Source organism: Streptomyces liliifuscus (assembly GCF_016598615.1).
Lineage (GTDB): Bacteria > Actinomycetota > Actinomycetes > Streptomycetales > Streptomycetaceae > Streptomyces > Streptomyces liliifuscus.
Window position 1 is genome coordinate 4,028,123 of the sequence record NZ_CP066831.1, and the last position, 26,119, is coordinate 4,054,241.

Sequence of the window (26,119 nt, forward strand, 5' to 3'; positions counted from 1 at the left end):
CGTCCGCATCCTGCGGCCGCAGGGGAAACCCACACCGGACTTGCACCTGCGCACTGCGGCGAAGTGGTACGTCACTTGCCAAGTCGGGCGGCGAGCCCACCTGGTTGCCGCCCCGGGCCAAGGGTGGCGCACATCACAGCCACGGCCATTCCACCGAGCAGGAAGAGGTAGGAGCCCGCTCCCGCGGCGAAGAGGAAGTCCCCCTCGGGCCTGCTCGCGGTGAGCAGGACGACGGCGATCATCCAGCCGGCGGCGGGTGCGACGGCCCCGCCCCGGCCACCGGTCGCCCGTGCCCCGCCGATGAAGAGCCCCGCCGCGCCTGCCAGCGCGAGCAGCAGCCCGCCCGGGAACAGGCCCGCCTGGACCAGTCCGCCGGCCGCCCCGACCACGGCACCCAGCACGAAGAGCCCCAGGTGGACGAGGATCCGTCCGGCAGAGGGCGCTCGCGGGGGCTCGGCGAGCATGCTGCCCGCACCCGGCCTGTTCGCCGTACTCATCAGCCACTCACTTCATTACGTGTCGGACATCCACCACGACTCATCGGACACCCTCATCCTTTTCCGCCGTCCCGGCGAACAGGTCCGTCTCCCGTGCAGGTCCTTCGCGCCCGCCGCGCACCAACTCGTAGTACTCCACGACGAACAGCGGCTGCGCGAGCTGGTTGGAGAGCGCGAACCACGGCTCGGCGACGTCGATCTGGGTGGCGTGCGCCCGCATCGCGGCTGCCTTGGCCGCGGCGAAGGGGGTGCCGTCGATCTCCGTGGTGATCAGCGAGTCGTCCACCACGCCCGGCACGTCGTCGACGGCGGCGGAGGCAGGGAACGGCAGTTCGTCGAGCACGTCCTTCAGCCGGGCGAAGCCCTCCTCGGCGACCGTGCGAGGTACGCGGTTCCAGTAGATCTTTGCGATCGTCCACGGTTCGCCGAGCTCCGGACCGAAGCCGGACTCCGCGGCCAGGTCGGCGGCGCGCATGGCGACGCGGTGGGCCTGGACGTGGTCCGGGTGGCCGTAGCCGCCGTTCGTGTCGTACGTCACGAGCACCTGGGGGCGCACCTCGCGGATCACCCGGACGAGATCCGCGGCCGCCTCGTCGACGTCCGCCTGCCAGAAGCAGCGCGGGTCGTCGTTGTCGGGCAGGCCCATCATCCCGGAGTCGTGGTAGCGGCCGGGGCCGCCGAGGGAGCGGAAGTCGCTCACCCCGAGTTCGCGCATCGCCGCGCCGAGCTCGGCTTGGCGGTGATCGCCGAGGGCCTCGCCCGACAGATGGGCGAGACCGGGCGGGATGACCTCGCCCCGCTGGCCCAGGGTGCAGGTCACGAGCGTGACGTGGGCGCCCTCGGCCGCGTACCTGGCCATGGTCGCGCCGTTGTTGATCGCCTCGTCGTCCGGGTGCGCGTGCACCAGGAGCAGACGCCGGGAGGGCAGTTCCGTCATGGGCCCCACCCTACGAGGCGTGGGGCAGAACCCTACGAGGCGTGGGTCAGAACTTGATGTCTCCGATCATGCCCGCGATGTTCGTGGTCAGATCGTTGATCGTCGGTGCGATCGTCGAGCTGGCCAGGTAGAAGCCGAACAGGACACACACGATGGCGTGAGGCGCCTTCAGCCCTGATTTCTTGATCAGGATGAAGACGATGATCGCCAGCAGCACCACCGCCGAAATCGAGAGTGCCACGGCGGCTCACCTCCAAGGATCCCAGGGACGCGGGGGGTCGGATGATGGGGGCAGTAAATCCATACAGCGGCCAGCAGGTTGATACCCACACAGCAGTAGTGATCATAACTATTCGTACGTGCGCATTGATCGGCGCACGGCCGCACAAGGGGGCGCATGGCCAATATGGTCGGAGCATGACGACCGAGCCTCTCTCCTTTCCGCGCCGGCAGGCGCGCACCCTGCGCTTCACGCTCGGCGCGCCCCGTGCGTTCACCGTGGCGCCCGACGGTTCCCGGGTCGTGTACCTGCGGTCCTCGTCCGGTACGGACCGGGCGAACCAGCTGTGGGTTCTCGACGTGGCGGACGGCGAGGAGCGCCCCGCCGCGGATCCGGGCGCGCTGCTCGGAGGCTCCTCGGAGAGACTGTCGGCGGCGGAGCGGGCCCGGCGCGAGCGCAGCCGCGAGGGCGGGGCGGGCATCGTCGGCTATGCCACCGACACGGCCGTGGAGTTGGCGTCCTTCGCCCTGTCGGGGCGGCTGTTCACCGCGGAGCTGCGGGCGGGCACGGCACGTGAACTGAGGGTTCCCGGGCCGGTCCTCGACCCCCGCCCGTCCCCCGACGGACGGCTCGTCGCGTACGTCTCCGGGGGCGCCCTGAGGGTCGTCGGCGCCGAGGGGGAGGACGACAGGGCGCTCGTGCAGCCGGAGTCCGACACGGTCACCTACGGTCTCGCCGAGTTCATCGCGGCCGAGGAGATGGGCCGTTCGCGCGGTTTCTGGTGGTCGCCGGAGTCGGACCGGCTGCTGGTCGCACGGGCCGACGACGCTCCCGTACGCCGCTGGTGGATCTCCGATCCGGCGCATCCCGAGCGGGATCCGCAGCAGGTCCCCTATCCGGCGGCCGGGACGGACAACGCGGAGGTGCGGCTCTTCGTGGTGGGGCTCGAAGGGGCGCGCACGGAGGTCGCATGGGACCGCGCACGCTACCCCTACCTCGCGCGAGTGCACTGGTCGGCGGCCGGAGCGCCGCTGCTTCTCGTCCAGGCGCGCGACCAGACGAGCCAGCTCTATCTGGCCGTCGACCCGGACACCGGGGCGACCCGGATGGTGCACGCGGACGAAGATCCACAATGGCTTGATCTTTTCCCCGGGGTGCCGAGCTGGAGTCCGAGCGGACAGCTCGTGCGGATCGCCGACGAGGGCGGGGCGCGTGTCCTCGCCGTGGGCGAACGCCCCCTGACGGGACCGCAGTTGCATGTGCGAGCGGTACTGGACGTGTCGGACGACGACGTGCTGGTCTCCGCGTCGGCCGGCGAGGCGGCGGCCGCCCCGGAGACCGGTGAGGTGCACGTCTACCGGGTCAACGACCTCGGCGTGGAACGGATTTCACAGGAACCCGGCGTCCACTCGGCGGTGCGTGCGGGCGGGGTGACGGTCCTCGTGTCGGCCATGCCCGGCCAACCGGGCGCCCGGGTGCAGGTGCTGCGGGACGGCAAGCGCGCGGCGACCGTGGCCTCGTACGCCGAAGACCCCGGGCTGAGCCCGCGCGTGACGCTCACGGAGGCGGGCGAGCGCCGTGTGCCGTGTGCCGTGCTGCTCCCCACGGACTACACCGACGGTCCGCTGCCGGTGCTGATGGACCCGTACGGCGGGCCGCACGGGCAGCGGGTGCTGGCCGCGCACAATCCGTATCTGACCTCGCAGTGGTTCGCCGACCAGGGGTTCGCCGTGATCGTCGCGGACGGGCGGGGCATGCCGGGCCGCTCGCCCGCCTGGGAGAAGTCGATCAAGGACGATCTCGCGGCGGTCGTCCTCGACGACCAGATCCACGCGCTCCGGGCGCTCGCCGAACGCTTCCCGCTGGACCTGGACCGGGTGGCGATCCGCGGCTGGTCGTTCGGCGGCTATCTCGCGGGGCTCGCGGTGCTGCGCCGACCCGACGTCTTCCACGCGGGCGTGGTGGGCGCGCCGGTGACGGACCAGCGGCTGTACGACACCCACTACACCGAGCGGTATCTGGGCGATCCGAACACGCGGCCGGAGGTCTACGCGGCGAACTCGCTGATCGACGACGACGGTCTGGTGGGGGCCGCCGAGCCGGCCCGGCCGATGATGATCGTGCACGGTCTCGCCGACGACAACGTGGTGGTCGCGCACTCCCTGCGGCTGTCCTCCGCGCTGCTGGCCGCGGGCCGCCCGCACGAGGTGCTGCCGCTGTCGGGGGTCACGCACATGACCCCGCAGGAGCAGGTCGCGGAGAATCTGCTGCTGCTCCAGGTGGACTTCCTGAAGCGGTCCCTGAACCTGGCGTAGCGAACCCGCTGTAGCGAGCCTGCCGTGGACGTGCGACCGGCCGGGGAGACATGGCGCGCCCCGGCCGGTCTACGGCACCCGCACGGCCGTACGCTGTTCAGACTGACGCGTCCGTATATCGGTATCGGGTCGGCCAAGTTGCCTGCGTGTTAACGAAGTTGATGCGCATTTGTCATGCTATTTCGCGTCGTCCGTGGGCTCGTCCTGGATCTTGTCCACGGGCTCGTCAGGAGTCTCGTCCGCCGGCTCCTCCGGTGGGACCACCTGCTTCTCCTCCGCGAAGTGGCACGCCGAGTCGTGGGCCGCGGCACCGGCCGCCTCGAACCGGAACTCCGCGGGCACCGCGAGCAGCGGGACCTCCAGGGCGCAGCGCTCCTTCGCCTTCCAGCAGCGGGTGCGGAAGCGGCAGCCGGAGGGGATGTTCGCCGGCGAGGGCACGTCTCCGAAGAGGATGATCCGCTCCCGGTGCTCACGGGCCTCGGGGTCCGGGACGGGCACCGCGGACAGCAGGGCCTGTGTATAGGGATGCGTCGGGTGGTCGTAGATCTCGGCGTCCTTGCCGATCTCCACGATCCGCCCGAGGTACATCACACCGACCCGGTCGGAGATGTGCCGCACGATCGAGAGGTCGTGCGCGATGAACACGTACGACAGGTCGAACTCGCTCTGGAGCCGGTCCATCAGGTTGATGACCTGGGCCTGGACCGAGACGTCGAGGGCGGAGACCGGTTCGTCGGCGACGATGATCTCGGGGCGCAGGGCCAGGCCGCGCGCGATGCCGATGCGCTGGCGCTGGCCGCCGGAGAACTGGTGCGGATAGCGGTTGATGTACTCCGGGTTGAGCCCGACCACGTCCAGCAGGTCCTGGACCTTCCGGCGCCGGTCGCCCTTCGGCGCGACCTCGGGGTGGATCTCGTACGGCTCCCCGATGATGTCGCCGACGGTCATGCGCGGGTTGAGCGAGGTGTACGGGTCCTGGAAGACCATCTGGATGTTGCGGCGCACGGCTTTGAGGGCACGGCCGGAGAGCCTGGTGACGTCCTCGCCCTTGTACGCGATCTCGCCGGCCGTCGGCTTCTCCAGGTTGACCAGCATCTTGGCGACCGTGGACTTGCCGCAGCCGGACTCGCCGACGATGCCCAGGGTCTCGCCCGCGGCGAGTTCGAAGTCGACGCCGTCGACGGCCTTCACCGCGCCGATCTGTTTCCTGAAGACGATGCCCTGGGTGAGCGGGTAGTGCTTGACCAGGCCCCGCACCTGGAGGATCGGCTCAGCCATGGAGGCACTCCCTCCAGAAGTGGCAGGCGCTCACACGGTCCGTGCCCGCCTCGGTCACCTCGTACAGCGGTGGTACGTCGGTCCGGCAGACGTCCTGGGCCAGGGGGCAGCGCGGGTTGAAGGCGCAGCCGGGCGGGATGTGCATGAGGTTCGGTGGCAGGCCCTTGATGGCGTACAGCTCCTTGCCCTTCTGGTCGAGCCGCGGGATCGACTCCAGGAGGCCCTTCGTGTACGGGTGCGCGGGGGCCTTGTAGATGTCGTGGACCGGGGCGGACTCGACGATCCGGCCCGCGTACATCACGGCGATCCGGTCGGCTACGTCCGCGACCACGCCGAGGTCGTGGGTGATGAGGATGAGCCCCATGTCGAGCTCGCGCTGGAGCTCGGCGAGGAGGTCCATGACCTGGGCCTGGACGGTGACGTCGAGGGCGGTGGTGGGTTCGTCGGCGATGATCAGGTCCGGTTCGAGGGCCAGCGCCATGGCGATCATGATGCGCTGGCGCATGCCTCCGGAGAACTGGTGGGGATAGTCGCCCACGCGGGCGGCCGCGGCCGGGATGCGCACCCGGTCCATCAGCTCGATCGCCTTGGCCTTGGCGGCCTTCCTGGACATGCCCTGGTGGACGGTGAACATCTCGCCGAGCTGGGCGCCGACGCTGAGCACCGGGTTCAGGGACGACAGCGCGTCCTGGAAGATCATCGCCATCTTGGCGCCGCGGACCTTGCGCCGGTCCTCCTCCTTGTACTTCAGGAGGTCCTCGCCCTGGAAGAGGATCTCGCCCGCGGTGATCTTCCCTGGCGGTGTGTCGAGGATGCCCATGATGGCCTGGGCGGTCACGGACTTTCCGGAGCCGGACTCGCCGAGCACGGCGAGCGTCTCGCCCTCGTCGACGCTGTAGGAGACGCCGTTGACGGCCTTGGCCACCCCGTCCCTGGTCCTGAACTCCACGTGCAGATCGCGCACTTCGAGCAGCACGGCGGTCACCTCAGCTTCGGGTCGAGGGCGTCGCGCACCGCGTCGCCGAGCATGATGAACGCGAGGACGGTGACGGCGAGGGCCCCGGCCGGCCACAGGAGCGCGTGCGGCGCCGTGCGGATGTACTGGGACGCCGAGGAGATGTCGATGCCCCAGCTCACGGTGGGCGGCTTCAGACCGACGCCGAGGTACGAGAGGGTCGCCTCCAGCGAGATGTACGTACCGAGCGCGATGGTCGCCACGACGATGACCGGGGCGATGGCGTTGGGCGTGATGTGCCGCAGCAGCATCCGGGAGTTGGAGGCGCCCAGCGCCCGGGCCGCCTGGACGTAGTCGTTCTGCTTGGTGGTGATGACGGATCCGCGGGCGATACGGGAGATCTGTGGCCAGCCCAGCAGCACCATGAACCCGATCACCGGCCAGACCGTGGAGCTGGTGACGACGGACAGCAGCACCAGACCGCCGAGGACGACGGGGATCGCGAAGAAGATGTCGGTGATCCGGGACAGGATCGCGTCCCACACCCCGCCGAAGAACCCGGCGAGCCCGCCGAGCACCGAGCCGAGGATGGCGACCCCGAGCGTGGCGCACACACCGACGGTGACGGAGACCCGGGCCCCGTACACCGTGCGGGTGTAGACGTCGCAGCCCTGGCCGTTGAAGCCGAAGGGGTGTCCCGGCTGGGAGCCCTCCTGGGCCTTGGCGAGGTCGCACTTGAGCGGGTTCTGGTCGGCGATCACCCCGGGCCACAGGGAGATGAAGACCAGGAACAGGATGATGAGCGCCGAGATGATGAAGACGGGGTTGCGGCGCAGGTCGCGCCAGGCGTCGGACCAGAGGGAGCGCGGCTTCTCGGAGGGGCCGGTGCCGTCGGGTCCGCCCGGGGTCTTCTCCAGGGTCGTGGCCTCCGCGGTGGCCAGGTCCATCGCGCCGCCCATGCCCGTCGCGGCGATGGCGCCGTCCTCCGGGGCGCGGCCCCCGCCCGACAGGTGCGGCTCACGCGGCATCGGTTCAGGCATAGCGGATCCTCGGGTCGAGTACGGCGTACAGGAGGTCGACCAGCAGGTTGGCCACCAGGAAGACGAGGACCAGGACGGTCACGAAGCCGACGACGGTCTGGGTGTTCTGGCGCAGGATGCCCTGGTAGAGCTGGAAGCCGACGCCGTGGATGTTGAAGATGCGCTCGGTGACGATCGCGCCGCCCATCAGCGCGCCGATGTCGGTGCCGATGAAGGTGACCACCGGGATCAGTGAGTTGCGCAGCAGATGCCGGGTGATGACCCGGCGCCTGGGCAGTCCCTTGGCGACGGCGGTACGGACGTAGTCGGCGCGCCGGTTCTCCGCGATGGAGGTGCGGGTCAGCCGGGTCACGTACGCGAGGGAGACGGACGCGAGCACCAGGCCCGGCACGATCAGCTCGTCGAAGGGGGCCTCCGGGGAGACGGACGGACTGATCCAGCCCCATTCGACGCCCAGCAGCAGCTGGAGCAGCAGACCGGTGACGAAGGTCGGCACGGAGATGACGACGAGGGTCACCAGCAGGACGCCGGTGTCGACGGGACGGCCGCGGCGCAGTCCGGTGACGACGCCGAGTGTGATGCCGATGACGATCTCGAAGAGGATCGCGACGATCGTGAGCCGGATGGTGACCGGGAACGCGCTCGCCATCAGCTCGGTGACCTCCTGACCGTTGAACGCGGTGCCGAAGTCGCCGGTGAAGACGTTGCCCATGTAGGTCGCGTACTGCTGCCACAGGGGCTTGTCGAGGCCGAACTCCTTGCGCAGCTGGGTGGCCGTGGCGGGGTCGCACTGCCGGTCGCCGCACAGGCCCGCGATGGGGTCGCCCATCACGTTCACCATCAGGAAGATCAACAGGGTGGCGCCGAAGAAGACCGGGATCATCTGCAGCAGACGCCGGATCACATACCGTCCCATGAGGGCTCCGGAGGTAGGCGGGGGCACCCGTGTGTCGACGGGTGCCCCCGCGGCTCAGCTGACCTTGATCTCGTTGTAGACGGGGACGCTGAACTGGTTGAGCGCCACGTTGGAGACCCGCTGCGAGTAGCCGGCGCTGCCGTTCTGGTACCAGAGCGGGATGGCGCCCATGTCGTCCCGCAGGACCTCCTCGGCCTGCTGGAAGAGGTCGACGGCCTTGGCCTGGTCGGTCTCGGCGTTGGCCTCGTTGACGAGCTTGTCGAACTCGGCGCTGGTCCACTTGCCGTCGTTGGACGAGGCGTTGGTGTAGTACAGCGGCTGCAGGAAGTTCTGGATCAGCGGGTAGTCCATCTGCCAGCCGGCCCGGAAGGGGCCCGACATCTTGGACTGGGTGATCTGGTTGCGGAAGTCGGCGAAGGTGCCGATGGGGTTGCCGACGCAGGCCTTGTCGTTGTCCAGCGCGTTGTTGACGGAGTTGCAGACGGCGTCCACCCACTCCTTGTGGGAGCCGGTGTCCGCGTTGTACGAGATCTTGACCTGGCCGCCGGGCAGCCCGCCGCCCTCCTCGATCAGCTTCTTGGCCTCGTCGGGGTCGTACTCGCAGGCGTCACCGCACAGCCCCTCCTTGAAGCCGCCGGCCTCGCCGAGGACGGGCGAGGTCCAGTCGGAGGCGGGCGTGCGCGTCTTCTGGAAGATGGTCTCGGTGATCTGCTCGCGGTCGATGGCCCGGGACAGGCCCGTGCGGACCTTCTCCATGCCGTCCTTGTCCCAGGCCTTGTCATAGAACGGGAAGGCGAGGGTCTGGATGATGCCGGCGGGCGTGTTGATGTACCGGTCGCCGAGGTCGCTCTTGGCGTTCTTGAGCTGGGAGGCGGGCACGTCGTCGACGAGGTCGAGGTTGCCGGCCATCAGGTCCGTGTAGGCGGTGTTGTTGTCGGTGTAGACCTTGAGGTCCACCCCGCCGTTCTGCGCCTTGTCCTCGCCCGGGTACTGCACCCACTCACGCATCTTCATCACCGAGCCCTTGGCGTACGAGTCGATGGTGTACGGGCCGTTGCCGACCGGCTTGTTCAGCCAGGCCGCGTGGTCGTCGAAGAACGCCTGCGGCAGCGGGGAGAAGGCCGCGTAGCCCAGGGTGTCGGGGAAGGTCGAGAACTTCTGGTTGAGCTTGACCGTGAAGGTGTTGGGCCCGGTGACCTTGAGGCCGGAGAGGGTGTCGGCCGTCTGCTTGCTGCCGTCCTCCGGGTGCGTCTTGTCGTAGCCGTCGATGTACCCGAAGAAGTACGCGTTCTTCTGGTTGTTCTTGAGGCTGGCGCCGTAGTTCCAGGCGTCCACGAACGACTTGGCGTCGACGGCCTCGCCGTTGCTGAACTTCCAGCCGCTCTTGACGGTGACGGTGAAGTTCTGCGAGTCCGAGGTCTCGATCTTCTCGGCGAGCATGTCGTTGGCCTTGCCGGTCTTGGCGTCGTAGCGCTTCAGACCGCGGAAGAGCATGTCGAGGACCTTGCCGCCCTGCACCTCGTTGGTGTTCGCCGGCTCCAGGGGGTTCTGCGGGTCGCCCCACGAGGAGCTCACGATCCCGGAGCCGTCGCCGCCGCCACCGCTGTCGCCGCCCCCGTCGTCCCCGCAGGCCGTCGCGGCGAGAGCTACCGCCGCCGCGCATGCGGCCCATCTGGCGTGCGTGGCTCCACGCATGGAGTGCCTCCTGTTCAGTGCGCTTTCAGTGCACTTTCCGTGCGCTGTGGCTCCGGCGCCGGAGCGCTGTGCCTCAGCGCCCAATATCGGCGCATATGGGACTTGACGCCCATTCATCCCACTCTTACGAGTGGGAACACCCTCCGAATGCACGTATGCCGAAACATGGCGAACCGCATATCGGACCTCGCTTTGGTCATGGCAGTACCAAGCCACGCCAAGCGGGCGGCCTGGCTCGGGTCAAACGGCAAAAGACCAGATCAAAGCCGTCAACGTTTCATTGACGCTGCCTGAACGGCGTTGAAATGGTCGCGCTAGCCCGTGGGTCGCATCCCGCAGACCCGCATGACAGTTCGGGCCAGGAGCACGATGACCTCGCCTACACCCTCTGCCACGACCGCACCCATGGTGGTGGCCGAAGACGCCGTACCGACGGCGCCGAAGACCCCGCCCCGAGGCGGTGACAGCCGCTCCCCCGGCCGGCTCGCCTGGCTGCGCTTCAAGCGCGACCGCACGGGTGTGGTCTCGGCCTGTGTGGTGCTGGTCTTCTTCGTCGCCGGAATCGGCGCCCCGCTGATCGCGAAGCTGTACGGCAAGGATCCGTACACGACCTACGGTCAGAACACGGCGGGTCTGCTCAACGACTTCGGTTTCCCCGTCCGGCCCAACGGCGGCATCAGCGGCGACTTCTGGTTCGGCGTCGAACCTCAGCTCGGGCGGGACGTCTTCACGCTGCTGCTCTACGGCATCCGCAACTCGCTGCTGATCGCCACGGTGACGACCGTGCTGGTCACCCTGCTGGGCATCGTCGTAGGGCTCACGGCCGGCTATCTCGGCGGCCGGACCGACTACCTGGTCGGCCGGGTCATCGACATCCTGCTGGCCTTCCCCTCCACGCTCTTCTTCATCGCCTTCTGGCCCGTGATGATCTCGATCCTCGTCTCGCCGGAGGACGCCACCCCGACCTGGCTCACGGTGGTCAGCCTGATCTCGGTGATGACCGCGTTCGGCTGGGCACCGATCGCCCGGCTGCTGCGGGGCGAGGTACTGGCCCTGCGCGAGCGGGAGTTCGTCGAGGCGTCCAAGGTGACCGGGGCGTCGCCGGCCCGGATCATCTTCAAGGAGCTGCTGCCGAACCTGTGGACGCCGATCCTCATCCAGGCGACCCTCGCGCTGCCGATGTACGTCACCACGGAGGCGGCGCTCGCCTTCCTCGGGGTGGGGCTCAGCGACCCGACGCCCGACTGGGGCGTGATGATCCAGCGCGGGGCGCAGGTCTATCAGAACGACATCACTTACATGCTCTTTCCCGGGCTGACGATGGTGATCTTCGTGATCGCTTTCAACCTGCTCGGTGACTCCGTCCGGGATGCGCTCGATCCGAAGACCAGGCGTCGATAGCTCCGCTGAATTTGTCGGTTTGAACCTGCGGGTTCGTCGTGGCTGGTCGCGCCCACGCGGCGGAGCCGCAAATCGATACAGCCCCGCGCCCCTGAAAGACAGGGGGCGCCCCCCGCTTCTCCCCTCTCCCTCATTCAGGCAGGACACCCATGTCTATCTCGCGCAGAAACTTTGTCATCGCGACCTCGGTCGCGGCCGGTGGGTCGATGGTGCTTTCGGCCTGCAGCAGTGGTGGGGGCGGTGGCGGCACGGGAGGTGGCGGCTCCACGAGCACCGCCAAGTACTCCGCCGTCACCATCGGCACCGCGGACGACTCCACCGGGCCCGCGCCCGAGATCACCGGCGCGCGCAAGGGCGGGACGATCCACCCGATCGGGCCGGACGACTTCTCGCACCTCGACCCGCAGCGCATCTACTTCGCGTGGAACTCCACGGTCGGCAACCTCTACATCCGCTGTCTGACCGGCTACAAGATCGCCTCCGGCGGCGCCATGAAGCTGGTCGGCGACCTCGCCACCGACACCGGCACCATGTCCGACGGCGGCAAGACCTGGACCTTCACCCTGAAGGACGGGCTGAAGTGGGAGGACGGCAGCGAGCTCACCGTGGACGACGTACGCCACGGAATCGAGCGCGGCTTCGCGAGCTTCACCACCGAGGGGGCCACCTACCTCCAGTCCGCGCTGACCGGCACGAACGACTTCCGCTCGGTCTACAAAGGCCCGTACGGCGGCAAGCACCTCAGCTCGGTCGTCACGGACACCGCGAAGAAGACCATCACCTTCCACCTGAAGGAGGCCCGGCCGGACCTCAACTGGACGCTGGCGATGCAGTCCTACGGTGCCGTGCCCGTCAAGCACGACACCAAGGAGAAGTACGACAAGGACCCGGTCTCCTGCGGCCCGTACCGGATCAAGCAGCACTCGGTCGACAAGTCCCTGACGCTGGTGCGCAACACGCACTGGGACCCGGCGACGGACGCGATCCGCAACGCCTACCCGGACTCCTTCGTCTTCGAGTTCGGCCCCGAGGCACTCCAGGCCACGGACCGGCTGATCGCCGACTCCGGGACCGACCAGTACGCGGTCATGGCGTACAGCGGGGTGCCGGCCGAGCGCATCCAGAAGGTGCTCGGCACGGCCGACCTGAAGGCCCGTACCGTCGACGGTCTGCTGACCGGTCTCTACTACTACGCCATCAACTGCAAGCGGATCACTGATGTGAAGGTGCGTCAGGCGCTCAACTACGCCTGGCCGCTGGAGCAGATCCGCCGGATCTACGGCGGCCCGTCCGCGGGCGACTACGCGACCACGGTCCTCTCCCCCGATATCGCGGGCCGGGTGAAGTTCGACATCTACGGCAAGCTGACCAAGCCGCAGGGCGACACCGCGAAGGCGAAGGCCCTGCTCAAGGAGGCCGGAAAGCTCGGCCAGAAGATCGTCTACACCTATCCGCAGGGCGGGAACGACGCGTACGACAAGACCAAGGTCGTCATCGCGGACGCGCTGAAGCAGGCGGGCTTCGACCCGGTCGTGAAGCCCGTCGAGTCGACCAGCTACTACGACCAGGTCCAGCAGATAGACAACCAGTTCGACGTGATGTGGTTCGGCTGGTCCCCCGACTGGCCCACCGGCTACACCCTCCTCCAGCCCCTCTTCGACGGCACCACGATCGCCAACGGCGCCAACAACGTCTCCCAGCTGAACGTGCCCTGGGTGAACGCGGCGATCAAGAAGGACGCCGTCATCCCGGACGCGACCAAGGCCAACGCCTCCTGGGCCGCACTGGACCGGCAGATCATGGAGAAGGAGGCGCCGATCATCCCCGAGACCTACCAGCGCCGCTACTACCTGTACGGGGACAAGGTGGGCGGGGGCGAGTTCGACCCGCTGTTCTCGGCGTTCATCCTCTACAAGCTGTACGCCAAGGCCTGAGACCACCGGCCACCAGGGAATCGCCTCGCCATGTTCCGCTTCCTCGTCCGTCGGACGCTCGGCGCGCTGCTGATCCTGCTGATCATCAGCGCCCTCACCTTCGTGCTCTTCTACGTCGCCCCGCGGGACCCGGCCCGCGCCGCCTGCGGCAAGCTCTGCACGCCCCAGACGCTCGCGCTGGTCCGGCACAACCTCGGGATCTCCGACCCGCTGCCGGTCCAGTACTGGCACTGGCTCGTGGGCGTGTTCGCCGGCCGGGACTACACGGGGCTCGGGCACTGTCCCGCCCCGTGCCTCGGCTACTCGTTCACCAACCACGAGCCGGTGCTCGGCCTGATCACCGACCGCTTCCCGACGACGCTCTCGCTCTCCATCGGCAGCGCGGTGGTGTTCGTGCTCTTCGGCGTGGGCACGGGCATGATCGCGGCGGTCAAGCAGGGCAAGGCACTGGACAAGATCGCGTCCTCCGCCTCGCTGGTCGGCTCGTCGCTGCAGATCTACATCGTCGGTGTGGTCGCGATGTACTACCTCTCCGACGAGTGGCATCTGCTCCCCCGTCCGCAGGACAGCACGGGGTTCACCCAGGATCCGGGCGCCTGGTTCAAGGGGCTGCTGCTGCCGTGGCTGGTCCTCGCGCTGATCTTCACGGCCAACTACACCCGGATGACCCGCTCCCAGCTCGTGGAGACCCTCAGCGAGGACTATGTGCGCACGGCCCGCGCCAAGGGCCTGTCCCGTCGGACGGTCTTCTTCCGGTTCGCCTGGCGGGGTGCGATGGGCCCGATCGTCACGATCCTCGGCCTCGACATCGGCTATCTCCTCGGCGGCGCGATCATCACCGAGGAGACGTTCGGACTGCACGGCATCGGCGCGCTGTCCATCAAGGCCGTACGGGACAACGACCTGCCGCTGCTGCTCGGTGTCGTCCTCACCGCGGCCGCCGCGATCGTCGTCGCCAACATCGTCGTCGACGCCGTCTACGCCCTCATCGACCCGCGGGTCCGGCTCGCCTAGGAGAGGACGACCTCATGAGCACCCCTTTCCTCTCCGTACGCGACCTGCGTGTCGCCTTCTCCACCGAGGACGGCCTCGTCAGGGCCGTCGACGGGCTCTCCTTCGACCTGGCCCAGGGCAGAACGCTCGGCATCGTGGGCGAGTCCGGCTCGGGCAAGTCCGTCACCAGCATGGCGATCCTCGGCCTGCACGACCGTGAACACACCGACGTGGACGGCGAGATCCTGCTCGACGGCAAGGATCTGCTGACCGCGACCGAGCGGGAGCTGGAGCGGCTGCGCGGCAACACGATGTCCATGATCTTCCAGGACGCGCTGGCCTCGCTCTCGCCCTTCCACACGGTCGGCAGACAGATCGGCGAGACGTACCGCAAGCACACCGGGGCGTCCCGGCACCAGGCTCGGGCGAGGTCGGTCGAGATGCTCCGACGGGTCGGCATCCCGCAGCCCGACCTGCGCGTGGACGACTATCCGCACCAGTTCTCCGGCGGTATGCGCCAGCGCGCGATGATCGCCATGGCGCTGGTCTGCGACCCGCAACTGCTGATCGCGGACGAACCGACCACGGCCCTGGACGTGACGGTCCAGGCCCAGATCATGGACCTCCTCAAGGACCTCCAGCAGGAGTTCGGCACGGCGATCGTCTTCATCACCCATGACCTGGGTGTCATCGCCAACATCGCGGACGACGTGCTGGTGATGTACGGCGGCCGGTGTGTGGAGCGGGGCACGCGGAACCAGGTACTGCGCACGCCCCAACACCCGTACACCTGGGGCCTGCTGGGCTCGATGCCGAGCCTCGACGGGCCGGTCGACGTGCCGCTGTCACCGATCCCCGGCCTGCCGCCGTCCCTCCTCAATCCGCCGTCGGGCTGCCGCTTCCACCCCCGGTGCGCGTTCGCCGAGAAGGTCCACGGCGGGCTGTGCGCCACGGACAGCCCGCCGCTGGAGATCAACGGCGGGGGCCGCGGCACGGCCTGCCACCTGACCGCCGACCAGCGCCGCGAGTTCTTCGTCGACTACGCGACGCCCCAGCCCAACTGACGCCGCAGCCCAACCGACTTACAAGAGAAGGGATTTCACGATCATGAGCGCCACGGACCCTCTCCTGGACGTCACCGGACTCACCAAGCACTTCCCGGTACGGGGCGGCTTCCCCGTCCGCCGTACGGTGGGCGCGGTGCAGGCGGTGGACGGGCTCGACCTGACCGTCGCCGAGGGCGAGAGCCTGGGCCTGGTCGGCGAGTCGGGCTGCGGCAAGTCGACGACGGGCCGGCTCATCACCCGCCTCCTGGAGCCGACCGCCGGAAAGATCACGTACGCGGGGCAGGACATCACCCGCGCCTCGCGCAAGGAACTGGCGCCGATCCGCTCCGAGATCCAGATGATCTTCCAGGACCCGTACGCCTCGCTGAACCCCCGGCACACGGTCGGGAAGATCGTCTCCGGCCCCATGGAGATCAACGGCATCGACCCGGCGGGCGGCCGCGAGAGGCGCGCCCGCGAACTCCTGGAGATCGTCGGTCTCAACCCGGAGCACTACAACCGCTTCCCGCACGAGTTCTCCGGCGGCCAGCGCCAACGGATCGGCGCGGCAAGGGCGTTGGCACTTCAGCCGAGGCTGATCGTGGCGGACGAGCCGGTGTCGGCGCTGGACGTGTCGATCCAGGCGCAGGTGGTGAACCTCCTCCAGACCCTGCAACGGGACCTGGGCATCGCCTTCGTCTTCATCGCCCACGACCTGGCGATCGTCCGCCACTTCTCGCAGCGCGTCGCCGTGATGTACCTCGGCCGCATCGTCGAGACCGCCGACCGCGACGACCTGTACGGGAATCCGCGGCACCCGTACACGCGGGCGCTTCTGTCCGCGGTCCCGGAGGCGACGACATCGCACGTGCCGGCCGCGGCCCGCGAACGCATCCGTCTGACCGGAGACGTCCCCTCCCCTCTCAACCCGCCGTCCGGCTGCCGCTTCCGCACCCGCTGCTGGAAGGCGACGGAGCGGTGCGCGGCGGAGACGCCGGCGCTGGTACGGGTCGAGGGGAACGGGGTGGGGCACCTGACGGCGTGCCACTACCCGGAGGTACGGGACGACGCGCCGGGGCGGGTCGTGGTTTCGGAGGCGGCGGCCTGAGAGGCCGCTCCCCCGGCGGTCGTCGGGACCGGGGCTCGCAGGACCGGGGCTCGCAGGACAGGCCGGTCTTACGCGTCCAGGTCCAGCTCCCCCACGACCTGGTCGCCGCTCGTCTCTCCCGTACGGCGGAATCCGAGCCCCAGGTAGAACGGCTCGGGGCTGCCCTCGCCCTCCGCCCAGGTGACCGTCACAAGGCGGGTTCGGCCACGGCGGCGGATCTCGTCGCAGACGGACTGCACCGCGAAGCGGCCGTATCCGCGGCGCTGCTTGCCGTCGGCGATGTTGAGACGCCAGAGCCCTGAGCGGGGCCGGTCGTCGGGATTCTCGGGGTTCTCGGGGTCGAAGCGGACGTCGAAGAAGGCCATGACGAAGCCGACGAGTTCGTCGCCGTCGTAGACCAGGCGGGGCCAGGCGGTGTCGGGCTGTGCGTAGGCCTCGGCCAGGGACTGTGCGACCGGGGAGACGAAGCGTTCCTGGTCGGGGCGGACCTTGAGGGCGAGCGCGGCCTCGATGTTGTCGGGGGTGACCTTTTCCAGGCGGAGGGACTGCGGGCCGGTGGTGGCGGAGGGGGCGGGGGACGGCTGCGCGCGCTCCACGCAGAACTCGTTCCCCTCGGGGTCCGCCATGGTGACCCAGCCGCCGCCGCCGGGGCGGCGGAGGTCGTTGATCACCCGGGCGCCGAGGGCGATCGCGCGGTCGACCTCCTCCTCGCGGGTGCGGCCCTTCGGCTTGAGGTCGAAGTGGATGCGGTTCTTGGTCGTCTTGCCTTCCGGGACGCGGACGAAGAGCAGCCTCGGGCCGCCGTCCGGGTCCTCGATCAGCGCCTCCGGGTCACCGGGCTTGTCGTCGTCGGCCAGCGGCCGCCCGAGCAGTTCGCTCCAGAACAGCCCGAGGTCGTACGGGTCTCCGACGCAGTCAAAGGTGACGCTATGAATCCCCGGCCTCAACTGTCCCCTCCAGAGCTCTTGTCCTGCACGATCACCGCCCGAATTCCTCGCCCCCGCCGCCCCTACCCTCCCCCACTCTCGGCTTCGCTCGAGCGGGGGGACCCCCATCGTCCCTGACTCAGGGGCTCCGCCCCCGAACCCCCGTATCGGCCTGAACGGCCTCGTCCTCAAACGCCGGACGGGCTGAAAATCAGCCCCTCCGGCGTTTGAGGAGCGGGGGTTCGGGGGCCGGCCCCCGAAAAGGGACGGGAATGGGTAGGGGCGGCGGGGGCGAGGAAACGTCAGTTCTTTGTGGCGTCCTGTTCCAGGGCCGCCAGGGCCGGGTCGAGGACGATGTCCTCGTCGCGGGCCTCGGTCGTCGGGTCCTCCGGGAAGTGGCAGGCCGTCAGGTGACCGGCCCGGTTGCCGGAGATCTGGAGCAGCGGAGGCTCCTCCGTGGCGCACTTGTCCTGCGCCTTCCAGCAACGGGTCCGGAACCGGCAGCCGGACGGCGGATGGATCGGCGAGGGCACGTCACCGGAGAGCCGAATCCGCTCCCGGTCCTCGACCTCGTCGTCCAGCGCGACCTCCGGAACCGCCGACAGCAGAGCATGCGTGTAGGGATGCCGCGGCCGGTTGTAGATGGAGTCCCGGTCCCCGACCTCCACCACCTTCCCGAGGTACATCACCGCGAGCCGCTGCGAGAAGTGCCGCACGATCGCCAGGTCGTGGGCGATGAAGAGGAAGGCGATGCCCATCTCCTCCTGGACCTTCTGGAGAAGGTTCACCACCTGCGCCTGGATCGACACGTCCAGGGCCGACACCGGCTCGTCCGCCACGATCAGCTTCGGGTTGAGCGCCAGGGCCCGGGCCACCCCGATGCGCTGACGCTGACCGCCGGAGAACTCGTGCGGGAAGCGGTTGTAGTGCTCCGGGTTGAGCCCGACCAGTTCGAGGAGTTCGCGTACCCGCGTCTCCCGACCGCCCTTCGGGTCGATCCCGTTGACCTCCATCGGCGACTTGATGATCGTGCCGACGGTCTGCCGCGGGTTCAGCGAGGAGTACGGGTCCTGGAAGATCATCTGGATCTCGGACCGTACGGGCGCGATCTGCTTGCGCGAGGCGTGCGTGATGTCCTGCCCCGCGTACGTGATCTTTCCGCCGGTCGGCTCCAGGAGGCGGGTGATGAGCCGGCCCGTCGTCGACTTGCCGCAGCCGGACTCGCCGACCAGGCCGACGCTCTCGCCGACACCGACGGTCAGGTCGACACCGTCGACGGCCTGCACGGCTCCGACCCTGCGCTTGATCGGGAATCCGCCGTAGATCGGGAAGTGCTTCGTCAGGCCCTCGACGGAGAGCAGCGGTTCGCCGGCTCCGTCGACGGGGCCCTGCGGCTTCGGCAGGGTGAGTTTGTCGCTCATGTCTCGTTCTCCCTAGCCCAGCCGGGGTTTGATCTGCTCGATGAAAAAGGTCGACTTCTGCGCCGCGTCGAGATGGCAGGCGGCGCCCCGGCCCTCGGGCAGCTGCGGCCGCTCGTCCGTGCAGCGGGTTCCGCCGACCTCGGCGGTGAAGCCGCAGCGCGGGTGGAAGGGGCAGCCCGACGGCGGGTTCAGCAGGCTGGGCGGCGAGCCGGGGATCGGCGTGAGCGCCTGCGCGGTGTCACCGCCGAGTCGCGGCATGGAGCTCAGCAGGCCCCAGGTGTAGGGGTGCTGGGGGTTGCGCAGCACCTCGCGGACGGTGCCGCGTTCCACGGCCCGCCCGGAGTACATCACCAGCAGGTCGTCGGCCATGTTGGAGATGACGCCGAGGTCGTGGGTGATGAAGATGATCGCCGAGCCGAACTCCTGCTGGAGGTCCTTGAGCAGGTCGAGGATCTGCGCCTGGACGGTCACGTCCAGGGCCGTGGTCGGCTCGTCCGCGATCAGCAGGTCGGGGTCGCAGATCAGCGCCATGGCGATCATCGCGCGCTGGCGCATACCGCCGGAGAACTGGTGCGGATAGTCGTTGAAGCGCATGGCGGGCTGCGGGATGCCGACCTTGTCGAGCATCTCGATGGCCCGCGCCTTCGCCTCCTTCTTGGAGGCGCCGGTGTGCTTCATGAACGGTTCCGCGATCTGCCGGCCCACCGTGTAGTACGGCGAGAGCGCGGTCAGCGGGTCCTGGAAGATCATCGCGACCTTGTTGCCGCGGAGCTTCTCCATCTCCTTCTCGGTCGCGGTGACCAGCTCCTTGCCGTCCAGGACGATCTCGCCCTCGACGGTGGAGGTCTTCGGGTTGTGCAGGCCGAGGACGGTCAGGTTGGTGACGGACTTGCCGGAGCCCGACTCGCCCACGATGCCGAGCGTCTTGCCTCGTTCGACGTCGAAGGAGAGTCCGTCGACCGCCTTCACAATGCCGTCCTCGGTGGAGAACCGCACCCGCAGGTCGCGGACCGAGAGGAAGGCCTCCGGCCCGCTCGGGGCCTTCTCGCCTTCGGTCTTGGTCAGTGTGGTCACGGTATTTCTCCTAGGCGAGGCGCACGCGCGGGTCGATGTAGGCGTAGGCGAGGTCCACGATGATGTTCAGGATCAGGATGAAGAAGGCCCCGAACAGCATGACGCCCATCGTCAGCGGAAGGTCCTTGGTCAGCGAGCCCTCGACCGCGAGACGCCCGATACCGGCCAGGTCGAAGGTGAACTCCGTGACCACCGCGCCCGAGAGCAGCGCGCTGAGGTCCATGCCGATGATCGTGACGATGGGGATGAGTGAACCACGCCAGGCGTAGCGGAAGAAGACGTACCGCTGTCGCATGCCCTTGGCGCGGGCGGTGCGGACGTGCTCCTCCTGCAGCTGCTCGATCATGGTCGAGCGCGCCATACGCGTGTACTGGGCGGTGAAGATGGTGGCCATCACGGCCCAGGGGATCAGCATGCCCATGAACCAGCCGCCCGGGTCGTCCGTGAACGACACGTACTTGGGGTTCTCCAGCCAGCCGGTGTTGTAGACGAGGAGGCTGAGGACGATGGGACCCAGGAAGTAGATCTGGAACGAGCTGAGGACCATCGAGGAACCGCTGACCACCTTGTCGACGGCGGTACCGCGCTTCCAGGCGGCGAGCAGACCCGTACCGAGACCGAAGAGCAGGAAGATCACCAGGCCGCCGAGAGTCAGCGAGAGCGTCAGCGGGAAGCGGTCCATGATGGAGTCCCAGACGAAGTCGCCGCTGTCGAAGGAGACGCCCAGACACGGGGCGGAACAGTGGCCCTGCGGGAAGTCCCGGCCGGACACGATGCCCATCATGAATTCCCAGAACTGGGTGGTGATGGGCTTGTCGAGGCCGAGGTTCTCACGGATGACCGCGATGTTCTCGGGGGAACAGTTCTTGCCGCAGGACAGCTGCGCGAAGTCCTGGGGGATTGTGTAGAACAGGAAGAACGTGAAGGCGCCGATCAGGAACATGATCACGACGGCGCCGCTCAGCCTGCGGATGAGGAACTGAAGCATGGCGGGTGGGTGCTCTCTTCGGAACGCGGCGGCAGGAGGGGGATACCGTCCGCGGGGGTGCGCTCCGCCTGGCGCACACCCCCACGGATCAGCCGAGCTGAGGGGTTACGGCTGCTTCAGGTACAGGTCGTTGATGTCGATGTAGCTCGACTCCGTGCTGTACCGGGCACCGCCGATGTTCGACCCGTAGAGCTGGATCTGCTTCGAGTAGTACACCGGGGCACCGGGGTTGATCTCCTCCACGATGCGGTGGTGAGCCTGCTCCCAGGTCTTGGCGGCTTCCTCGGGCTCCTGCGTGACGGCCTTCTGGATGAGCTCGTTGACCTGCTTGTCGTTGATGTGCGAGTAGTTCGGCGAACCGTCGGCGACCTGCGTGCCGTCGTAGACCGGGGTGATGACCGTGCCCGGGGACGGCCAGTCCTGGCCCCAGCCGGTCATGTAGAGGTCGTACGGGTTCTTCAGCTTGCCGACCTGCTCGTAGAAGGTCGCGCGGTCGATCTCCTTGGCCTGGACATCGAAGCCGAGCTTGTTCAGCGCGTCCTTGATGATGAGCATCTGGGCCTGGCCACGCGGGGTGTTGGAGTAGGCGTAGCTGAGCTTGGTGCCCTCCTTGACCCCCGCCTCCTTCAGCAGCTCCTTGGCCTTCGCCGGGTCACCGTTGGGCTTCTTCAGCTTGCCGAACGGGTCGTACGTCGGGTCGAAGCCCGGCAGGGTCGGCGCCATCAGACCGCCGGCCACCTCGCCGCCGTAACGGCCACCGTCCGCCTGGACCATGGACTGGTTCGGGATCGCGTAGGTGATCGCGTCGCGGACCTTCTTGTCCTTCATCTTGGCGCTGTCGAGGTTGTAGGAGAGCTGCCACACGTAGGGCTGGTAGCCCTGGATGGTGCGCTTCTTCGCGGCCGCGTTGCCGATGACCGTGGACAGCTGGGCCGGGTCCACCGAGTCCGTGAACTGGATGGCGTTCTTGGCCTCGCCCTGGTCGGCGAGCAGACGCTTGGTCTGGCTGGCCTGGTCGATGGTGTTGCTGAAGTTGTAGCCGTCGACGTACTGGTGGCGCACCGAGTCCGTCTTCGGGTCCCACTGGGTGTTCTTGACCAGCGTCACCGACTTGCCGGCCTTGTACTCGGCGACCTTGTACGGGCCGAGGGAAGCCGGAGCCTTGTCGTACTTCTCCTTCGTGTCCTGCTTCTCGGGCACGATGGCGTAGCCGGCCATGGCCAGGGCCTGCGGGAGGTCCGGCTGGGCCGTCTTGAAGTGGAAGACGACGGTCTTGGCGTCCGGGGTCTCCAGGACGGAGTCCGGCAGGTGCTTGCCCTTGTACGGGCCGTCCGGCAGCGCCTTGCGGTACTCGGCGCCCGAGAGCCAGTTCTGGACGTAGGTCGGGCCGTCGAAGATGAACTTGGCGTACTGCCGCTCGATGGTGTGGCGGACGTCGGCGGACGTGATGGCGTTGCCGTCCTCGTCCTTGATGCCGTCCTTGAGGGTGTACGTCCAGGTCTTGCCGCCCTCGGACGACTTGCCGGAGTCGGTGGCGACGTCACCGACGACCGTCAGGTTGCCCTTGTCGTCCTCCTGGAAGTTCGTCAGACCGCGGTGGACCAGGTTGGCGAACTGGCCCGCGTCGCTGACGTAGATCTGGCCCGGGTCCATGTGGGTCAGGTCGGACTGCTGGTAGACGTTGATGGTGCCGCCGGTCTTGGCCCCCGCCACCGCTTCGGCCGGGCCGTTCGATGCCTGGGCATCACCGTAGGCGACAGGCGTCGACTGCGAGGCGGCATCTTCCTTGGACTTGGAGTTGTCCTTGGAGTTGTCCTTGCCGCTGTCACTGGAGCAGCCGGTCAGCGCCAGCGAACCCGCCGTGATGGCGACGGCTATGGCGCGCACGGTGCGCGTTCTGATGGGCTTCATGATGCCGATGCACCTACCTGTCGATAGTTGTCCACGAGTACTGCCTGACGGTCCGGTTGCCCGGAACGGGGGTGGCAGTCCCCCCACCACCAATGGACGGTTAGCGTCCGGTCTTGGGGTCGAAAGCGTCCCGGACGGAGTCGCCGAGAAGATTGAAGGCGAGCACGAAGACCACCATCGCCACGCCCGGGAAGAACATGAACATCGGGTCCTGCTCATAGATCTCGGAGCCGATGGCGAACATCCGGCCCCAGTCCGGCGTCGGCTCGACGAAGCCCACACCGACGTACGAGAGGAAGGCGATGGAGAGGATCGAGCTGGGCAGCATGTAGGTGCCCTGCACGAGGATCGGCGTGACGATGTTCGGCAGGATCTCCTTGCGCACGATGCGCGTCGGAGAGGCTCCCGAGACCTTGGCCGCCTCGACGAACTCCCGCTCCCGCAGGGAGAGTACGGAGCTTCGCACCAGACGGGCCATGCCCATCCAGCCGAGGAACCACATCACGAGGATGATCGCGACGGCGCGCAGATAGACCGGGGTCTCGTCCGTCGGGGAGACGAACAGCGCCGTGACCACGGGCATGAAGGCGATGAAGAACAGCTGCTGCGGGAACGCCAGGAAGAAGTCCGTGACCCGGCCGAGCCAGTAGTCGACCTTGCCGCCGAAGTAGCCGCTGACCATACCGATGACGACGCCCGTCAGAACGCTGAACACCGTGACCAGCACGGCCATGTAGAGCGAGGTCCGCATGCCGTACAGCAGCATCGTGAACACGTCGCGCCCCAGCTTGGGCTCGACACCGAACCAGAAGTCACCGGATATTCCCCCGAAGGAGCCGGTGGGCATGGCGAAGTCGTCGAGCAGGAAGGGGTAGTCGGGCTCCTGCGCGTAGAGCGTGTACGGATCCTTCCCGTACAGCTGCGAGATGACCGGGGCCAGTGCGGCGATCGCGAAGAAAAAAATCACCACGCACGCGGAGATGACTCCGGTACGGTCTCGCTTGAAGCGATGCCACATCAACTGCCCGGGGGAGCGGCCCTCGAGCTTCTCCGCCTCGACCGGCTCGGGTTTCGACGCGAGCTCGGGGTCCAAGGCCGCCGACGGCCCGGAGCCCTCGGCCTTGGTTGGACTGGTCATCTTTGTTCTTCCCCCGGGGGATGGAGAGTTGAGCGCAGCACAGATACCGGCAGGTTCTGTGGTTTCAGGGAACTTTCACCAAGTGGGTCAACGCGCGTCAAGGGCGGAAGACATAGGGATCTCCCTACCGTCGAAATTTTGAGCAAAAATTGCAAAGATTGACACCTGCGCGCGCTTGACAGGTGAGACGAGAATCCGGCAAATCAGACATGATTGTCGAAAATTTCGTTTACGTGTCCGAAACTTGATTGGCCAATGCCCGATATGCGAACGCCGCCGCTTCCACTGCACCGTTGCCCGAACTGACACGGTTTCGGCGTCCGGGTACGCCGAAGGCCCGGCTCCCCACCTTCGTGCGGAAACCGGGCGTTCAGCAGCCCTGAGAGGGCGTCAGCCGTGCTTGGCGCGGCTCGCGGAGCGGGCGCGCTCGCGGGCGTCCAGGTTCACCTTGCGGATGCGAACCGACTCCGGGGTGACCTCGACGCACTCGTCGTCGCGGCAGAACTCCAGGGACTGCTCCAGGGAGAGCTTGCGCGGCGGGACGATCGCCTCGAACGAGTCGGCCGCGGCCGACCGCATGTTGGTGAGCTTCTTCTCCTTGGTGATGTTCACGTCCATGTCGTCGGAGCGCGAGTTCTCGCCGACGATCATGCCCTCGTACACCTCGGTGCCGGGGTCGGTGAACAGCACACCGCGCTCCTGGAGGTTCGTCATCGCGAAGGCGGTGACGGCGCCGGCGCGGTCGGCGACCAGGGAGCCGTTGTTGCGGGTCGTCAGCACGCCGAACCAGGGCTCGTGGCCCTCGTGGATCGAGTGCGCGATGCCGGTGCCGCGGGTGCCGGTGAGGAACTCGGTCCGGAACCCGATGAGACCGCGGGACGGCACGACGAACTCCAGACGCACCCATCCCGAACCGTGGTTGGACATGTTGTCCATGCGGCCCTTGCGGACGCCCATGAGCTGCGTGACCGCGCCCATGTGCTCCTCGGGCACGTCGATCGTCATGCGCTCGACGGGCTCGTGGACCTTGCCGTCGATGACCTGGGTGACGACCTGCGGCTTGCCGATGGTCAGCTCGAAGCCCTCGCGGCGCATCTGCTCGACCAGGATGGCCAGCGCCAGCTCACCGCGGCCCTGCACCTCCCAGGCGTCGGGGCGCTCGGTGTCCAGGACCCGCAGCGAGACGTTACCGATCAGCTCGCGGTCCAGGCGGTCCTTGACCTGACGGGCGGTGACCTTGCGGTCCTTCACGGCCGCCTTCGCGGAGGCGCCCTTGCCGGTGCCGCCACGGCCGACCAGCGGCGAGGTGTTCGTACCGATGGTCATGGAGATCGCCGGCTCGTCGACCGTGATGAGCGGCAGCGCGATCGGGTTCTCGGGGTCGGCGAGGGTCTCGCCGATCATGATGTCCGGGATACCGGCGACCGCGCAGATGTCACCGGGGCCGGCCATCTCGGCCGGCTTGCGGGTGAGCGCCTCGGTCATCAGCAGCTCGGTGATGCGCACGTTGGACATCGTGCCGTCGCGCTTGATCCACGTGACGGTCTGGCCCTTGCGCAGCTCGCCCTGCTCGACGCGGAGCAGCGCGATACGGCCGAGGAAGTTGTCGGCGTCCAGGTTGGTGACGTGCGCCTGGAGCGGGGCCTCCTCGTCGTACGACGGGGCCGGGACGTGCGACAGGATCGTGGAGAAGAACGGCTCCAGGCTGTTGCTGTCGGCCGGGACGGTGCCGTCCTCCGGCTTGGTCAGCGAGGCAACACCGTCACGTGCACACGCGTAGACGATGGGGAACTCGATCTGCTCCTCGTCCGCCTCCAGGTCCAGGAAGAGGTCGTAGGTCTCGTTGACGACCTCGTCGATCCTGGAGTCCGGGCGGTCGGTCTTGTTGATGCACAGGATGACCGGCAGACGCTGCTGGAGCGCCTTGCGCAGCACGAAGCGGGTCTGGGGCAGCGGGCCCTCGGACGCGTCGACGAGCAGCACGACCGCGTCCACCATCGACAGACCGCGCTCGACCTCGCCGCCGAAGTCGGCGTGGCCCGGGGTGTCGATGATGTTGATCGTGATGACGTCGCCGCCATCCTTCGGGTGGTACTTCACGGCCGTGTTCTTGGCCAGGATCGTGATGCCCTTCTCACGCTCCAGGTCGTTGCTGTCCATCATGCGGTCGTCGAGCGACTCGGCGGCGTGCGCGGCGAAGGCACCGGCCTGCTTGAGCATGGCATCGACCAGGGTGGTCTTGCCATGGTCGACGTGGGCGACGATGGCGACGTTGCGGATGTCGTGGCGCGTGGCCATATTGAGGCGCTTCTCCCGGAGTGAGTGA

General features: G+C 68.0%; 21 protein-coding genes. 6 read left to right on the forward strand and 15 right to left on the reverse strand.

The window, feature by feature from the left end; genetic code table 11:
• Positions 1-71: 71 nt before the first annotated feature.
• The 3 genes from JEQ17_RS17010 to JEQ17_RS17020 are packed head-to-tail and all read right to left on the reverse strand — an operon-like array spanning position 72 to position 1,675.
• Positions 72-497 (reverse strand): DUF6113 family protein, encoded by a 426-nt coding sequence (locus JEQ17_RS17010; RefSeq protein WP_200396035.1) that lies wholly within the window; start codon positions 495-497, stop codon positions 72-74.
• Between the two features lie 40 nt (positions 498-537).
• Positions 538-1,434, reverse strand: coding sequence for an N-acetyl-1-D-myo-inositol-2-amino-2-deoxy-alpha-D-glucopyranoside deacetylase (gene mshB / locus JEQ17_RS17015; protein WP_200396036.1), 897 nt, complete (start codon positions 1,432-1,434; stop codon positions 538-540).
• 46 nt (positions 1,435-1,480) lie between these two features.
• Positions 1,481-1,675: a hypothetical protein gene (locus JEQ17_RS17020; RefSeq protein WP_055611106.1), complete on the reverse strand. Its 195-nt coding sequence runs from the start codon at positions 1,673-1,675 to the stop codon at positions 1,481-1,483.
• A 176-nt stretch (positions 1,676-1,851) separates the two neighbouring features.
• On the opposite strand from JEQ17_RS17020, the gene JEQ17_RS17025 reads away from it, so the two are divergent.
• Entirely contained in the window at positions 1,852-3,969 is a 2,118-nt protein-coding gene (locus JEQ17_RS17025; RefSeq protein WP_200396037.1) for a S9 family peptidase, read from the forward strand.
• Positions 3,970-4,146: 177 nt separating this feature from the next.
• Here the strand turns inward: JEQ17_RS17025 and JEQ17_RS17030 are convergent, their stop codons facing one another.
• From JEQ17_RS17030 to JEQ17_RS17050, 5 genes are read right to left on the reverse strand one after another with little or no spacing between them, the layout of a single operon-like run.
• Positions 4,147-5,247: an ABC transporter ATP-binding protein gene (locus tag JEQ17_RS17030; RefSeq protein WP_200396038.1), complete on the reverse strand. Its 1,101-nt coding sequence runs from the start codon at positions 5,245-5,247 to the stop codon at positions 4,147-4,149.
• Positions 5,240-6,223, reverse strand: a complete 984-nt coding sequence (locus tag JEQ17_RS17035; protein ID WP_200396039.1) for an ABC transporter ATP-binding protein — start codon at positions 6,221-6,223, stop codon at positions 5,240-5,242. The genes JEQ17_RS17030 and JEQ17_RS17035 overlap by 8 nt, the downstream gene beginning before the upstream one ends.
• A gap of 5 nt (positions 6,224-6,228) precedes the next feature.
• On the reverse strand, positions 6,229-7,242 hold the full coding sequence (locus JEQ17_RS17040) for an ABC transporter permease (protein WP_234048232.1): 1,014 nt from the start codon (positions 7,240-7,242) through the stop codon (positions 6,229-6,231).
• On the reverse strand, positions 7,235-8,158 hold the full coding sequence (locus JEQ17_RS17045; RefSeq protein ID WP_200396040.1) for an ABC transporter permease: 924 nt from the start codon (positions 8,156-8,158) through the stop codon (positions 7,235-7,237). Before JEQ17_RS17045 ends, JEQ17_RS17040 begins: the two co-directional genes overlap by 8 nt.
• 54 nt (positions 8,159-8,212) lie before the next feature.
• On the reverse strand, positions 8,213-9,853 hold the full coding sequence (locus JEQ17_RS17050; RefSeq protein WP_200396041.1) for a peptide ABC transporter substrate-binding protein: 1,641 nt from the start codon (positions 9,851-9,853) through the stop codon (positions 8,213-8,215).
• 369 nt (positions 9,854-10,222) lie between these two features.
• On the opposite strand from JEQ17_RS17050, the gene JEQ17_RS17055 reads away from it, so the two are divergent.
• From JEQ17_RS17055 to JEQ17_RS17075, 5 genes are all read left to right on the forward strand, one after another.
• Positions 10,223-11,254 (forward strand): ABC transporter permease, encoded by a 1,032-nt coding sequence (locus JEQ17_RS17055; RefSeq protein ID WP_200396042.1) that lies wholly within the window; start codon positions 10,223-10,225, stop codon positions 11,252-11,254.
• A gap of 149 nt (positions 11,255-11,403) precedes the next feature.
• Complete coding sequence (locus tag JEQ17_RS17060) at positions 11,404-13,188, forward strand: ABC transporter substrate-binding protein (protein ID WP_200396043.1); 1,785 nt, start codon at positions 11,404-11,406, stop codon at positions 13,186-13,188.
• A 30-nt stretch (positions 13,189-13,218) separates the two neighbouring features.
• Positions 13,219-14,202, forward strand: coding sequence for an ABC transporter permease (locus tag JEQ17_RS17065; protein WP_200396044.1), 984 nt, complete (start codon positions 13,219-13,221; stop codon positions 14,200-14,202).
• A 14-nt stretch (positions 14,203-14,216) separates the two neighbouring features.
• A complete protein-coding gene (locus tag JEQ17_RS17070; protein WP_200396045.1) occupies positions 14,217-15,245 on the forward strand; it encodes an ABC transporter ATP-binding protein in 1,029 nt (342 codons plus the stop codon).
• A 43-nt stretch (positions 15,246-15,288) separates the two neighbouring features.
• Positions 15,289-16,335 (forward strand): ABC transporter ATP-binding protein, encoded by a 1,047-nt coding sequence (locus JEQ17_RS17075; RefSeq protein ID WP_200396046.1) that lies wholly within the window; start codon positions 15,289-15,291, stop codon positions 16,333-16,335.
• Between the two features lie 68 nt (positions 16,336-16,403).
• On the opposite strand, the gene JEQ17_RS50870 is transcribed toward JEQ17_RS17075, so the two are convergent.
• The 7 genes from JEQ17_RS50870 to typA form a co-directional block, all read right to left on the reverse strand.
• Positions 16,404-17,390, reverse strand: coding sequence for a GNAT family N-acetyltransferase (locus tag JEQ17_RS50870; protein ID WP_407700058.1), 987 nt, complete (start codon positions 17,388-17,390; stop codon positions 16,404-16,406).
• Between the two features lie 173 nt (positions 17,391-17,563).
• Complete coding sequence (locus JEQ17_RS17085) at positions 17,564-18,682, reverse strand: ABC transporter ATP-binding protein (RefSeq protein WP_200396047.1); 1,119 nt, start codon at positions 18,680-18,682, stop codon at positions 17,564-17,566.
• Between the two features lie 12 nt (positions 18,683-18,694).
• The gene (locus JEQ17_RS17090) at positions 18,695-19,756 is read right to left on the reverse strand and encodes an ABC transporter ATP-binding protein (RefSeq protein WP_200396048.1); all 1,062 of its coding nucleotides are present in this window, start codon (positions 19,754-19,756) and stop codon (positions 18,695-18,697) included.
• Between the two features lie 10 nt (positions 19,757-19,766).
• The gene (locus tag JEQ17_RS17095; protein WP_143636626.1) at positions 19,767-20,744 is read right to left on the reverse strand and encodes an ABC transporter permease; all 978 of its coding nucleotides are present in this window, start codon (positions 20,742-20,744) and stop codon (positions 19,767-19,769) included.
• Between the two features lie 105 nt (positions 20,745-20,849).
• Entirely contained in the window at positions 20,850-22,655 is a 1,806-nt protein-coding gene (locus tag JEQ17_RS17100; protein ID WP_200396049.1) for an ABC transporter substrate-binding protein, read from the reverse strand.
• Between the two features lie 100 nt (positions 22,656-22,755).
• Entirely contained in the window at positions 22,756-23,793 is a 1,038-nt protein-coding gene (locus JEQ17_RS17105; protein WP_200396050.1) for an ABC transporter permease, read from the reverse strand.
• 390 nt (positions 23,794-24,183) lie between these two features.
• On the reverse strand, positions 24,184-26,091 hold the full coding sequence (typA, locus tag JEQ17_RS17110) for a translational GTPase TypA (protein ID WP_143636632.1): 1,908 nt from the start codon (positions 26,089-26,091) through the stop codon (positions 24,184-24,186).
• Between the last annotated feature and the right edge of the window lie 28 nt (positions 26,092-26,119).